Raw genomic sequence first — 13,927 nt, forward strand, 5'->3', positions numbered from 1 at the left:
TCGCCCATCGTTGTTTTTATCCAATAGCCGCAGTCTTGGCATCTGCCGGACGTAGAACAAACGATTTATTGAGCGAGGTAACATGCGAAAAATGCAGGTTATTCTGGAAATGATTGTGTGCCGTCTTAAAGCAAACAAGGAACTGTAGGACCGGCTTTAGCCGGAGGGCGTTTTGGCAACTGATGACGCTCTCCCGGCTAAAGCCGGTCCTACGGTTGAGGGGTTGCCGCGCGACAACGCGGCGGCTGGGGCTTGAGCGTTAGTTCGCAGCGGTAGACGGTTCCAACTGCCGCTGCGCCAGCCAGATTTCTTCCTGCAACCACTCGCTGAACAGCTGCAACTGCGGCATCAGGGTCTGTTCCGGGCGGGTCACCAGCCAGTAGGACTGATGCCCGTCCACATGCACATTCAGCACCTGGGTCAACTGCCCGTTGGCCAGTTCCGAGGCGACCATATGCCAGTCGGCGATGGTGATGCCCAGGCCGTCGATGGCGGCGCGCACGGCCAGGTCGAGCAGATCGAATTCGTAACCGCCCTGGGTATCGACACCGGTGATGCGCGCGGCGTCCAGCCAGTGTTTCCAGGTCAGGTAGCGTTGGTCTTCCTTGGCCAGCACATGCAGTAACGTCAAGCGATTGAGGTCGATGCCTTCGCTCCATTCCCGGGCGTAAAGACTCGGCGCGCATACGGCGATATGTCGCTCCTGAATCAACAATGAGCTGTCCAGGCCATCCCATTCGCCGTCGCCAAAACGGATCGCGCAATCCAGGGTACTGGTTTCCGCCAGGCTGTCCTGCAGGCGCGTGGTGATGCTCAGTTCCAACTCCGGGTGCTTCTCGCGCAGGCGACCCAGGCGCGGCATTAGCCAGCGATTGGTAAAGGTCGGCGGCGCGTTGATATGCAAACGATTGGAGTGGGTTTTCTGTTGGATGCTGCGCACCGTCAGCTCGATTTTATCGAATGATTGATGCAGAGCCCGCAGCAGGACCCGACCGGCACTGGTGAGTTCGAGGTAATGATGACGCCGCTCCAGCAGGTTCTCACCCAGCTGTTCTTCGAGCTGGCGAACCTGGCGGCTGACCGCGCTCTGGGTGACATTGAGCAGCTCGGCGGCGCGGGTAAAGCTGCCGGTGCTGCCTGCGACTTCAAAGGCCTTGAGCGCATTGAGCGCGGGCATTTTGCGTTTCATGAATGTTACTCGGGCCAAACGAACAGGTGGCAAGCATCCCATGAGTTGTCGGGGTTTTCATATCGACAGACGCAGATAGTTGTGTGGGAGTGAGGCTTGCCCGCGAAGACTGACTGCTTGTCGTTGAATATCCCTCGGATGTACTGGCCTCTTCGCAAGCAAGCTTGCTCCCAAAAATCATTCCAATCCAAAAGCCAGGGAGCCGCCGCTCCGGCAATCAGACACGTCTAGTTCATGGCTGCGCCTGACAACATGCGTTTATCGAATGTTTTCCCGATAAATTTATCGTTTGTCGATCCGGGCCCGGATGACAAGACTGCGGCCATCTCAAATAAAAACAACATGAGAGCAGCCCCATGTCTTATCCCGCTTCCTACCTCCTGATTTCTTTGCGCCTGCCGGTTTCACGTCTGTTTTGCCTGCGCCATCGCGGCGCCCGCCACTGACGGTTTCGATTCATCGAACAGCGACCGCGTCTGCCACCTGCCCCATGGGCGGCCAGTCGAAAAACGCATACTTGCAAGTATCGGAGAGGCTTATGAAAGACTTAGTCACCCTGGACGGCGCCCAGCCGCATCCGGCCGTCAGCGACCTGTGCACCCAGGTTCGCAGTGGCGAGATCAACCGCCGACAATTCCTGCGCACCGCCACCCTGCTGGGCATCACCGCCGCCAGCGCCAGTAGCTTTATCGGCTCCGCCCTGCTCGGTGATTCGGCCCAGGCCGCCGATGCCGTGGCGCCGCGCCAGGGTGGCAGCCTGCGTTTTGCCTGCGCCATCCAGGAAATCCAAGACCCGATGCTGATCACCTGGATCGAAGCCTCGAACCTGCTGCGCAACTCCCTGGAATTTCTCACCTGGGTCGATGCCGACAACATCACTCACCCGTACCTGGCCGAGAGCTGGAGCCCCTCCGAAGACCTCATAACCTGGACCTTCAACCTGCGCCAGGACGTAAAGTGGAGCAACGGCGACAGCTTCAACGCCGACGACGTGCAGCACAATATCCAGCGCTGGATCGCCGCCGACTCCAAGTCGGTCAACCGCACCGCCTTTCAAGACATCAGCGCCTTCGAGAAAATCAGCGAATTCCAGTTCCGCCTGGTGCTCAAGCGCGCGATCCTGGCCATCCCGGAAATGCTGGCCGCCTTCACCTGCACCCTGGTCCATCGCAGCTTCAAGAACGGTGATGACTGGAGCAAGAACCCCATCGGCACCGGGCCCTTCAAGCTGGTGTCCTTTGCCGTCAACAAGCAGGCGACCTTCGCCAAGCGCGCCGATTACTGGCGCAAGCCGGCCAACCTCGACGAGCTGCGCTATGTCGATATGGGCACCGATATCTCCACCCACCTGGCCGCCCTGCAGGCCGGGCAAGTGGATGTGCTGTACAGGGTGACCGTGGCCGAACTCGACCTGGCCAAACGTCTGCCCGGTGCACAATTGCTCAGTTGCAAGTCGGCGCAGACCGTGGTCATGCGCATGGCTTGCGACCAGAAGCCTTTTGACGACCTGCGTATCCGCAAGGCCGTGGTGCTCTGCGCCGATAATGAGCAGATGCTCAAGATTGCCTATCGCGGCATGGGCACGCCCGGGGAAGACCACCATGTGGCGCCGTCCCACCCGGAGTATTTTCCCCTTCCCAAGCGCGCCAGAGATGTGACGGCGGCAAAAAAACTGCTGGCCGATGCCGGGCATCCCAATGGCATCGACATCGACCTGATCGTCGGCAATACCCAGGGCCGCTACGAGCAGGACTGCGCGCAGATCCTGCAACAGAATTGCGCCGAAGCCGGTATCCGCATCAACCTCAAGGTGATCCCGGCCACGCAATACTGGCCGATCTGGGACAAGGCGGCATTCAGCCTGACCTATTGGGCACACCGCCCGCTGGGCGTGATGTCCCTGGAACTGGCCTATCGCAGCGGCGGCGCCTGGAACGAAAGTCACTACAGCGACCCGGCCTTTGACGCCGCCCTGGACAAGGCCATGGCGATTATCGACCCGAAACAACGGGCCCAGGCCATGCAGAACGTCGAGCAGATCCTGCAGGACGCCTGCGTCATGGTGCAGCCGTTCTGGGCCGACAAGTTCACCGCTGCGAGCAAGAAGGTGCAGGGCTTCAAGGTCCACCCTTCGGACTTCTACCCGATGGATGAGGTGTGGTTGAGCGCCTGACTCGATCACTCGAACGCTGCTCGCCCACTGCACGGGCGAGCTTTCATCCCTTGTTAGCCGGAGCGTGCCCGCATGGCTGATTTTCTCTTGCGCAAATTACTGGCACTGGCGGCAACCCTGCTGTCGGTCTCGGTGATCGTGTTCCTGGCCCTGGAACTGAATATCGAAGACGTCGCCACCAACGTCCTGGGCCCCTACTCCGCCCCGGACCAGCGCGCGGCGTGGCTGACTGAACATGGCTACAACCAACCGTTCGTGTGGCGCTACGTGGTGTGGCTGAAAGACTTTGTCAGCGGCGACTGGGGCACGTCGGTGCACTTCCGTGCGCCGGTGATCGATCTGCTGCTGCCCAACCTGGAACAGACCCTGACGCTGGCCGGCCTGGCCTTGCTGGTGATGGTCCCGGTGGCCTTGACCCTGGGCATCCTCGCGGGTATTCGCCAGGGCTCGCTGGTGGACCGATTGGTGTCATTCCTGTCGATCGTCACTACCTCGATCCCGGACTTCGCCAGCGCGGTGTTCGTCTCGGCGATCTTCGTCTTCTGGCTGAACTGGCTGCCGGGCGTGAGCAGCATGAGCGACGGCTTCAATATCGCTGAGCTGATCCTGCCGCTCATGGTGCTGTGCCTGTTCGGCATCGGCTATCTGGCGCGGATCACCCGGGCGTCCATGGTCGAAGTGATGCAGGCGCCGTATATCCGCACTGCCCGCCTTAAGGGCGCGTCGACTTCGCGCATCGTGCTGCGCCATGCCCTGCGCAATGTGCTGATCGCGCCGATCACCGTGATCATGCTGTACATCCCGTGGCTGCTGTCCAACGTCATCGTCGTTGAGGTGTTCTTTGCCTACAAGGGCTTCGGCTCACTGCTCTACACCGCATCGCTGAACCATGACGTCTACCTGATCGAAGCCTGCGCCATGATCAGCGGCGTGGTGGTCGGCGCGACGAAGATCTTCTCGGACCTGGCCTACACCTGGCTCAACCCGCGCATCACCCTGCGCGGTCTCGGCGGAGGTGGCCAATGAGCTTCCTGCATTCGTTCAAACACCCCTTGGCCCTGCTCGGCCTGCTGCTGGTCGGCGGTTGGGTCCTGCTGGCGCTGTTCGCGCCGTGGCTGGCACCCCATGACCCGCTGGAAAGCTTTACTCCGTTGCTGACCCCGATGACGCCCGACGGCACCGGCCAGGACTTCCTGCTGGGCACCGATATGATCGGCCGCGACATTCTTTCGCGGCTGATCTGGGGCACCCGCACCGTGCTGTTCTGGTCGATCCTGGCCACCCTCACCGCCTTTGCCGTAGGCATCGCCATGGGCCTGTGCGCCGGTTATTTCAGCGGCAAGATAGACGCGCTGCTGTCCTATGTCGCCGATACCGTACTGTCGTTTCCGGTACTGGTCTTGTACATCGTGATCATCGTTGCCCTGGGCGCTTCGGCGCTGAATATCCTCATCGCGGTGACCTTTACCAGTGCTCCGGCGATCTTTCGCATCATGCGCGCCCTGACCATCGATATCCGCTCCCGGGACTACGTACTCAGCGCCATCACCCAGGGCGAGGGCTCGCTGCGCATCATGCTGGTGGAAATCCTGCCCAACTGCGGCGGCCCGCTGATCGTCGATTTCTGCCTGCGCATCGGCTACACCGCGATCATGATCGGTGCCCTGGGTTTTCTTGGCCTGGGCCTGCCACCACCGACCCCGGACTGGGGCGGCATGATCAATGAAGGCCGCAGCATGGCCATCGCTTTCCCGCACCTGGTGATTTTCCCGTGCATTGCCATCTCCACCCTGATGCTGGGCCTGAGCCTGCTGGCGGATGGCCTGGACGAGAACGCCCAGAAAGCCGCAAGGAGCTGAGCATGAGCCAAGCCAATAACAGCAAACAGCAAGTACTGCGCGTAGAAAACCTGTCCATCGAGCTGCCGGCCGGTGCCGACCGCAGCTATGCGGTCAAGGGCCTGAGCCTGGATGTACGCAAGGGCGAGATTCTTTGCGTAATCGGCGAATCTGGCTCGGGCAAGTCGGTGCTGTCGGCGGCGATCATGGGTGATTACGCCCGTGGCCTGCGCCATAGCGAAGGGGTGATCGACTTTCTTGGCGAGGATATCTGCCGCATGGGCGAAGACGCCCTGCGCCAGTTGCGCGGCAACCGCATCGCGATGATTTTCCAGGAGCCCATGGCGGCGCTGAACCCGGCGATCCGCATCGGTCAGCAGGTCGAGGAAATCTTCGATATCCATGCCCCGGACATGCCTGCCAGCGAACGTCGTGAACGCATGCTCGCCCTACTCGACTCCACCCACTTGCCCGATCCACCACGGATCGCCAACAGTTTTCCCCACCAACTCTCCGGTGGCCAGTGCCAGCGCGTGGTGATTGCCATGGCACTGGCGATGAATCCGGATCTGTTGATCGCCGACGAACCGACCACAGCCCTGGACGTTACCACCCAGGCGCAAGTCCTGAAACTGGTGCGCGATCTGCGCGGGCGCGGTCAACACGGCATTCTGTTCATCACCCACGACTTCGGCGTGGTGGCGGAAATAGCCGATCGCATTGCGGTCATGGAAGGCGGCGTGCTGGTGGAAATCGGTGAGCGCGACCAGGTGCTCAACGCCCCGGCGCACCCGTATACACGCAAGCTCATCGCGGCGGTCCCGGCGCTGCATCCCGAGCTGCATGTGCCCAGCGCCGACGGTGAACTGGCACTGCGCATCGAGCACCTGACCAAGACCTACAAGGTCGGCGACCGCTCGGTTGCAGCACTCAAGGACGTGTCGCTGCAACTGCCCCTGGGCAAGACCCTGGCCATTGTCGGCGAATCCGGCTCGGGCAAGAGCACCCTGGTCAAGGCCGCCATTCGCCTGGTGGACAGTGACAGCGGTCACGTCTGGATCGGCGAAACCGACTTCCTCGCCCTCAAGGGTTCGGCCCTGGCGGCCAACCGGCGGCGCATCCAGATGATTTTCCAGGACCCGTACGGCTCGCTCAATCCGCGCCACCGGGTCGGCGACATCATCGCCCGGGCCGCGCAATTGCGTGGACTGTCCGCCCGGGATGCCTGGACCGAAGCCGGCGATCTGCTGGAGCAGGTCGGCCTCAAGCGCGACGCCCTCAAGCGCAAGCCCCGGCAGTTCTCCGGCGGCCAGCGCCAGCGCATCGGCATTGCCCGGGCCCTGGCCATGCGCCCGGAAGTTCTGATTGCCGACGAGAGCGTGTCGGCCCTGGATGTCTCGGTGCAGAAGCAGGTCCTGGAGTTGCTCGCCGAACTGCAACAGCGCCTGAACCTGAGCATCCTGTTCATCACCCACGACCTGCGCGTGGCGGCGCAGATCAGCGATTACATCGCGGTGATGCGCCAGGGTGAAGTGGTGGAGTACGGCACCGCCGAGCAGGTTCTACTGCGCCCACAGAACAGCTACACCCAGACTCTGCTGGCGGCGGCCCCCGGCGCTTCGGCCATTGCCCCGCCGCCCCCGGCCCCCGCCACTTCGCCACCCCTGAGACTGATTCGCCCCCAGGCGAACTGAGGTCACCCCTGGTTTATCCCTTGCTGCGGCGCTTGCCGTGGCAGGGACTGCTGTTGCCTGTCAAAACTATAAATGCGGAGCACAACCATGCGCACACTCAAACCAAAGGCTATAGGTTCCATCATCCTGATCCCGGTACTCGGTGCCCTTGCTGCACCGTCCATGGCGATTCAGGTCACCGACAACCTGGACCTCGGCGGCGCCATCCGTGCCCGCTGGGACTATGACCCGGATCGCGATATCCAGAAGTTCAACTTCGACACCGCGTTCCTCACCGCCAAATACACCTCCGACACCTGGATCGGCGCCGCCAAGTATCGCTTCTACGGGCGCGCCTATCCCTACAAGTACACCAATAACGTCGGTGATATTCAGTTCGCCGAGTCGGCGTGGATCGGCTACAAGTTCAACCCGGACCAGCAGATCCAGGTCGGCCTGAACCAGGTACCGTTCGGCCTGCAGCCGTACTTCGGCAGCACCTTCTATGAAACCCTGGGCAACGTGGTCGGCCTGGAAGACGTGGAAGAAATCGGTACCAAGTACATCCAGCAAAGCGGCGACTGGAACATCCAGGCCGGTTACTACGTACGCCCCGCGTGGCAGGGCAAGGGCACCAGCAAGGGCCGCACCTACTCCAGCGTGGTTTCCGAAGCCGACAGCTACGTCGCTGATGGCAGCAATAACCAGGAGCGCAACACCGTGGTCCTGCGGGTGGCCAAGGCCCTCGACCTGGGACCGTGGAAGTCGGAAATCGGCCTGTCTGGCCTGACCTCCAGCCTGGAGAACAAGGACACTAACGACAATGGCCGCCGCAACGCCATGGCCGTGCACTACATCGGCAAGAATGGCCCATGGGGCGTGCAACTGCAGGCGGCGCGCCAGCAGATGTCGCCGCGCAACCCCGGCAGCGACGAACTGGTGACCCTGGGCGGCTACGACGGTACCTATAACGTCGCCAGCCGCGCCAACCTGTATGTTGCCGATATCAGCTACGACGTCAGCGGCAAGTTCCTTTTCGACCAGATCAGCGGCGTGAAGCTGTATGCCAACTACAGCGCCTTCGACAAATCCGCCGACGACTTCAAGACCTCGCAACGGATGATCCTCGGCACCTCGTTCTCGGTGAGCAAGCTGTGGATCGCCACCGAATGGCTGATGGGCAAGAACGACCCTTACATTGGCGGCAGCAGCTATACCCAGAGCCTGGGCGCTGGCGGGACCAATCAGTGGGAGAATCAGCTGTATATGAACATTGGTTATTACTTCTGATCGAGATTCTGCGGCGCCCTTGCGGGCGCCGTGATTCTTCGGTAGGAGCGGATTCTGTGGGAGCGAATTCATTCGCGAATGCGATATTAAAACGCATTCCAAATGTTCATGTTTACCACTCTATTCGCCGATGAATCAGCCCCCACATGCCTCGTTTCATGCCAAACGCCAGGATCCACCTCCATGCGCCAACTCCCCTCCCTCAATATGCTGCGGGTCTTCGAAGAGGTCGCGCGGCATCGCAGTTTCAACCAGGCTGCCGTCGGCCTGAACGTGACTCAGGGCGCGGTCAGCCGGCAGATCAAGCAGTTCGAAGACTACCTGGGTGTTGCGCTCTTTATACGCACGCCCCAGGGCCTGTCCCTGACCGAGGCCGGCACGGCCCTCTTCCCTCATCTGAGCGATGCCTTCGATCAGGTAGAGCGTGCCCTGCAGGCCGTGCGCGTGCCCAATCTGCGCCAGCGCCTGCGCATCGTTGCACCACCGACCTGGGCCACCCGTTGGTTGTCGGCGCATTTGCGCGCGTTCTGCCAGCGCTACCCGGATATCAGCCTGAGCGTCACCCACCAGGCCAACCACGACAATCTGGCAGAAATCGACTGCCATATCCGCTTCGGCCTTGCTGCCGCCAGCCATTGCGACAGTCAGCTACTGGTCATGGAGCGGCATATCGCCGTGGCCAGTCCTGAGTTGTTTGTCGAGGACCAACCGCCGGACCTCAAGCGCTTTCCCCTGCTGCATATCCTCCACGACGGCAAGCGCCTCAAGGTCTGGGAAAACTGGCTGGCGGCCATGGGCCGGGACGATATCGATGCCGCCCACGGGCTGGAATTCAGCACCCTGGACCAGGTGATCCATACGGCACTGGCTGGCGGCGGCCTGGCGGTGATCGATCGGCAGATGATCGAGAAGGAACTGGCCAATGGCAGCCTGCTGCCAATCACTCCCGTGGAAGTGCTCGGCCCTTACGGCTATTGGCTGGATGTGGCGAATGACAAGCAGGGCTTGTCAAAGGTGCGGTTATTTACCGATTGGCTGGAGTGGGTAAGTAATCCCTAAAGATTATAATTGCCAGAATGAATGTGATTCCCTGTAGGACCGGCTTTAGCCGGGAAGATGCTCTCGCGGCTAAAGCCGCTCCTACAGGTGGTCACGGTCATCTGTAGGACCGGCTTTAGCCGGGAGGGCACTCGCGGCTAAAGCCGCTCCTACAGAGAACCATTTTTACTCAGCGAGGTTACAGCCCACCCATCAGCATATATTTGATCTCCAGATAGTCCTCCAGCCCATACTTCGAACCCTCCCGGCCCAGGCCCGACTCCTTGATACCGCCGAAAGGTGCGACCTCCGTGGAGATGATCCCTTCGTTGATGCCGACAATCCCCACTTCCAGGCCTTCGGCAACGCGCCAGACACGGCCAATATCGCGGCTGTAGAAATACGCCGACAGACCATAAGGCGTGTCATTGGCCCGTTGCAGCACCTCGGCTTCATTGCTGAAACGGAAGCAGGCTGCCACCGGGCCGAAGGTTTCGTCCTGAGCAATCAGCATGTCGCCATTGGCTTCGGTGATGATGGTTGGCTCGTAGAAGGTGCCGCCCAGGCCATGGCGGCGACCGCCGCATAGCAGCTTGCCGCCCTTCTCCAGGGCATCGCCTACGTGCAGTTCGACCTTGGCCAGGGCCGCGGCGTTGATCAGCGGGCCTTGCTCGGTTTCACCGTCCAGGGCACTGCCAACCCGCAAGGCGGCAACGGCTTCGGCCAGCTTGCCGGTAAAGGCTTCGTAGACGCCGTCCTGAATAAAGAAGCGGTTCACACAAACGCAGGTCTGCCCGGTATTGCGGAACTTGGAGGCCATGGCGCCTTTGACGGCAGCATCCAGGTCAGCGTCCTCAAAGACGATAAAGGGGGCATTGCCGCCCAATTCCAGGGAAACCTTTTTCAAGGTATCGGCCGCCTGACGCATTAGCAGCTTGCCGGTGCGGGTCGAGCCAGTGAACGACAGCTTGCGCACCACACTGGAGGCTTGCAGCGCGCCGCCAATGGCCACGGCATCACCGGAGACGATATTGAAGACACCGGCCGGAATCCCGGCCTGTTCGGCCAGTACGCCCAGGGCGAAGGCCGACAGCGGGGTCTCTTCCGACGGTTTAAGGATCATGGTGCAACCGGCCGCCAACGCCGGGCCGACCTTGCGGGTGACCATGGCCAGGGGGAAATTCCACGGGGTGATCGCCGCGACTACGCCTATGGCTTCCTTGGTCACGATGACCCGTGCATCAGCCTTGGGGCTTGGGATTACGTCGCCGTAGACGCGCTTGGCCTCTTCGCCGAACCACTCAAGGAAACTGGCGGCGTAGACCACTTCGCCCATGGCTTCGGCCAGAGGCTTGCCCTGCTCGCGGCTGAGCAAGGTGGCCAGATCCTTCTGGTTGCTCAGCATCAATTCGCTCCAGCGCTTGAGGCGCTGGCTGCGCTCCTTGGCGGTGAGCTTGCGCCAGGCGGGCAAGGCACGGCTGGCGGCGTCGATGGCACGGTTGGTGTCCTCGGCGCCAGCCTTTTGCACCTCGGCAATCAGTTCGCCATTGGCCGGGTTGAGCACCGGGTACGTGGCGCCACCGCTGGACCATTGGCCGTCGATGAAATTGCCGTTGCGGATCAGTGCGCTCATGCCACGGCCTCGCTCAGGGTGAAGCGTTCGAGGGACGGACGGGCCGAGCGCAGGATACGTTTACCGGCGGTGTAGTCGTTGATTACATCGCACGGCGTGTAGTTGCGCTCCAGTTCGTGCAGCTCTTCGGCGTCCAGTCTGGTTTCTAATGCTGCCAGGGCGCTGTCGAATTGCGCGGTGGTGTCGGCACCCACCAGCATGCAGTCGACACCGGCATGATTGACCACCCATGCCTGGGCGATCTGCGCATTGGATACGCCACGAGCGCGCGCCACGCGCTGTACCGAATGGGCAATTTCGAAGGAGGCTTCGTCGCTGTACATCTGCGGGGTGAAGAAGTCGGTCTGGTTGCGGGTCGACTGCACGTCACCGGTCAACAGCCCCCGGGCCAGCGGGCTGAATACCGAGACGCCCAGGCCCTGGTCAGTGCAGAACGGGATCATCTCGCGCTCTTCTTCGCGGTAGGCGCAGTTCAGTTGCAGCTGCATGTTGATCGGCTTGACCCAGCCATTGCGCTCGCAAACCATGAGGATCTTGGCCAGTTGCCCGGTGAGCATGGTCGAGACGCCGATATAACGGGCCTTGCCGGAACGCACGATGTCATTCAGTGCGCCCATGGTTTCTTCCACAGGGGTGTTCACATCGAAGTAATGCAGCATGAACACATCGACATAATCCATATTCAGGCGCTTCAGGGAGGCATCGATGCTGTCCATGATGTGCTTGCGCGAATGGCCGCTGGCGTTAATACCGCTGCGGGTGCCGTAGCCGACCTTGGTGGTGATGACCAGATCTTCGCGGCGGACCAGGCGCTTGACGATGCGCCCTACCACTTCTTCGCCGACGCCTGCGGAATAGAAATCCGCCAGGTCGATGAAGTTGACGCCGTTGTCCAGAGCGTGGGCGACGATGGGTTCGCTCTGCTTTTCATCGAAGATCCACGGCTTCCAGTCCGGTGTGCCCATATTCATGGTGCCCAGGCACAGGCGTGAGACTTCGAGGCCGGAGTTGCCCAAACGAATGTATTGCATGGCGCGGACCTCAGCCTTTTGGTGTGTAGAAAGGGTTGCTGATCTGGTTGACCACATCGGCCAGTTGCGCAGTTTCCGGTTTACCGGTGAGGGCGGCACGGATCGCCGTGCGGCAGGCGTTGTAGTTGTTCAGATAGACCGCATCAAGGTCGTCGCAGGACGGGTTGACCCAGCTGGCGGTGACGATGGCCCACTCGTTTTCGGCTTCCGGCGGCAAAGTGCCATCAAGCAGGGCTTCGAGCACCGCCTTGGCGATGCCGGCCTGAGAGGCGCCCCAGGTAGCGTTGCCATGCAATTCGCTGCCGATGGCGGCCTTGTTGACGTAAAGGGTCATGGGCTTGACCGGGATATTCGGCTGGGCGATGACCATGAACGGGCAATGCCCCTGGCTTGGCGAAGCAAGGCTATTGGCAAAGGCCTGGCCGGCCGGACCGTTGCGCGGGCCGATGAGGATATTGATGTGGGCGGCATTGACGCCGGGGCCTTCGAAACCTTCGCCGATGTACAGATCGAGTTCTTTCATGGGTGCAAACGCTCGTTATTGTTGAGGGTGATGAGCCGGTTTGCGATTTTTAACACTGGCATAATCGGCGCCTGTAACCATTAAAAGTCATTGGGGTATGAGGCCAGCTCATATCCCCTGCACAGCCCTCTCTGACCATTGACTGACCCTGTCAGATCGATATGGCATTCCATTGATGGCTCATATCATTCCGAATGATATTTACCTTTGCTTCATTCGATTCGTGCAATACCAGCCGCCAGAACAGAATCCGCCCCATCTCAACAAAATCGGCGGAATTTCCCATGTCTCAGTCATTCAATCATTTGCGCTATCCCCTTGCCGCCCTGGCCCTGGTCGTGATCAGCGCCTGCGGTCGGGCGCCTGAGGCGACCGGCCCGGCCCCGGCGGCGGCCAAGGTCAACGTGGCCAAGGTCCTGGAACAACCGATCAACGAGTGGGACGAGTTCACCGGTCGCCTGGAAGCACCGGAAACCGTGGAAGTCCGTCCTCGCGTTTCGGGTCAGATTGATGAAGTAGCGTTCACCGACGGTGCCCTGGTCAAGAAAGGCGACCTGCTGTTCCAGATCGACCCACGCCCATTCCAGTCGGAAGTGCGTCGTCTGGAAGCGCAACTGCAACAGGCTCGCGCCGCCGCGACCCGCAGTGACAACGAAGCCCAGCGTGGTGAGCGTCTGCGCACCAACAACGCCATTTCCGCCGAACTGGCTGATTCGCGTACCACCACCGCCCAGGAATCCCGCGCCGCAGTTGCCGGTATCCAGGCGCAACTGGATCTGGCCAAGCTCAACCTGAGCTTCACCCGCGTCACGTCGCCGATCACCGGCCGCGTCAGCCGCGCGGAAATCACCGCCGGCAACATCGTCACCGCCGATACCACCGCCCTGACCAGTGTCGTTTCCACCGACAAGGTCTACGCCTACTTCGACGCCGACGAGCGTGTGTTCCTCAAGTACAACCAGTTGGCGCGCGACGGCAAACGCGGCCAGACCACGCCGGTGTACATGGGCCTGTCCAACGAAAGCGACAACCCGCACCAGGGTCAGATGAACTTTGTCGATAACCAGGTCAACGCCAAGACCGGCACGATTCGTGGTCGCGCCGTGTTCGACAACAGCAAGGGTGAATACACCCCTGGCCTGTACGCCCGCCTGAAATTGGTCGGCAGCGCCACCTACTCCGCCGTGCTGATCAAGGACGACGCCGTAGGCACCGACCTGGGCAAGAAATTCGTGCTGGTGGTGGACAAGGACAACAAGGCGAACTACCGCAACGTCGAGCTGGGCCCGAAACTCGAAGGCCTGCGCATCGTTCGCAGCGGTCTGCAGAAGGATGACCGCATCGTCATCTCCGGTCTGCAGCGCGTACGTCCAGGCTCCCCGGTGGACCCGCAGGACACGCCAATGGCCAGCAAGGAAACCCTCGCCGCCCTGCTCCAACAACGTCAAGCACTTGAAGCCAGCAACCTGCCGAAGGTCCAGCCAAAACTGGACAACAAAGTCGCCAGTGTTGCTGCGCCACGCGGTTAAGGGACAACTT

General features: G+C 61.1%; 11 protein-coding genes. 7 read left to right on the top strand and 4 right to left on the bottom strand.

Features of this window, described 5'->3' with window-relative positions; genetic code table 11:
* Positions 1-259 precede the first annotated feature (259 nt).
* Positions 260-1,189 (bottom strand): LysR substrate-binding domain-containing protein, encoded by a 930-nt coding sequence (locus M2401_RS12460; RefSeq protein ID WP_259103089.1) that lies wholly within the window; start codon positions 1,187-1,189, stop codon positions 260-262.
* Positions 1,190-1,727: 538 nt separating this feature from the next.
* Between M2401_RS12460 and M2401_RS12465 the strand changes: the two genes are divergently transcribed.
* The 6 genes from M2401_RS12465 to M2401_RS12490 all read left to right on the top strand — a co-directional run bounded on the left by M2401_RS12465 (position 1,728) and on the right by M2401_RS12490 (position 9,222).
* Positions 1,728-3,362, top strand: a complete 1,635-nt coding sequence (locus M2401_RS12465; RefSeq protein ID WP_259103090.1) for an ABC transporter substrate-binding protein — start codon at positions 1,728-1,730, stop codon at positions 3,360-3,362.
* Between the two features lie 72 nt (positions 3,363-3,434).
* A complete protein-coding gene (locus tag M2401_RS12470; RefSeq protein ID WP_259103091.1) occupies positions 3,435-4,388 on the top strand; it encodes an ABC transporter permease in 954 nt (317 codons plus the stop codon).
* Positions 4,385-5,221 carry an ABC transporter permease gene (locus tag M2401_RS12475; protein WP_259103092.1) on the top strand — a complete coding sequence of 279 codons (837 nt, stop codon included), beginning with the start codon at positions 4,385-4,387 and terminating at the stop codon, positions 5,219-5,221. Before M2401_RS12470 ends, M2401_RS12475 begins: the two co-directional genes overlap by 4 nt.
* A gap of 2 nt (positions 5,222-5,223) precedes the next feature.
* Positions 5,224-6,894 (top strand): ABC transporter ATP-binding protein, encoded by a 1,671-nt coding sequence (locus M2401_RS12480; RefSeq protein ID WP_259103094.1) that lies wholly within the window; start codon positions 5,224-5,226, stop codon positions 6,892-6,894.
* Between the two features lie 87 nt (positions 6,895-6,981).
* Entirely contained in the window at positions 6,982-8,163 is a 1,182-nt protein-coding gene (locus M2401_RS12485) for a hypothetical protein (protein ID WP_259103096.1), read from the top strand.
* A gap of 183 nt (positions 8,164-8,346) precedes the next feature.
* Complete coding sequence (locus M2401_RS12490) at positions 8,347-9,222, top strand: LysR substrate-binding domain-containing protein (RefSeq protein ID WP_259103097.1); 876 nt, start codon at positions 8,347-8,349, stop codon at positions 9,220-9,222.
* 178 nt (positions 9,223-9,400) lie between these two features.
* Here the strand turns inward: M2401_RS12490 and M2401_RS12495 are convergent, their stop codons facing one another.
* The 3 genes from M2401_RS12495 to fae are packed head-to-tail and all read right to left on the bottom strand — an operon-like array spanning position 9,401 to position 12,388.
* On the bottom strand, positions 9,401-10,834 hold the full coding sequence (locus M2401_RS12495) for an NAD-dependent succinate-semialdehyde dehydrogenase (protein ID WP_259103099.1): 1,434 nt from the start codon (positions 10,832-10,834) through the stop codon (positions 9,401-9,403).
* Entirely contained in the window at positions 10,831-11,865 is a 1,035-nt protein-coding gene (locus tag M2401_RS12500; protein WP_259103101.1) for an aldo/keto reductase, read from the bottom strand. The genes M2401_RS12495 and M2401_RS12500 overlap by 4 nt, the downstream gene beginning before the upstream one ends.
* Before the next feature lie 10 nt (positions 11,866-11,875).
* Positions 11,876-12,388, bottom strand: a complete 513-nt coding sequence (gene fae, locus M2401_RS12505; protein ID WP_259103102.1) for a formaldehyde-activating enzyme — start codon at positions 12,386-12,388, stop codon at positions 11,876-11,878.
* A gap of 284 nt (positions 12,389-12,672) precedes the next feature.
* On the opposite strand from fae, the gene mexE reads away from it, so the two are divergent.
* The gene (mexE, locus tag M2401_RS12510; RefSeq protein ID WP_259103104.1) at positions 12,673-13,917 is read left to right on the top strand and encodes a multidrug efflux RND transporter periplasmic adaptor subunit MexE; all 1,245 of its coding nucleotides are present in this window, start codon (positions 12,673-12,675) and stop codon (positions 13,915-13,917) included.
* The last annotated feature ends 10 nt before the right edge of the window (positions 13,918-13,927 follow it).

This window comes from Pseudomonas sp. JUb42, from assembly GCF_024807945.1.
Taxonomy (GTDB): domain Bacteria; phylum Pseudomonadota; class Gammaproteobacteria; order Pseudomonadales; family Pseudomonadaceae; genus Aquipseudomonas.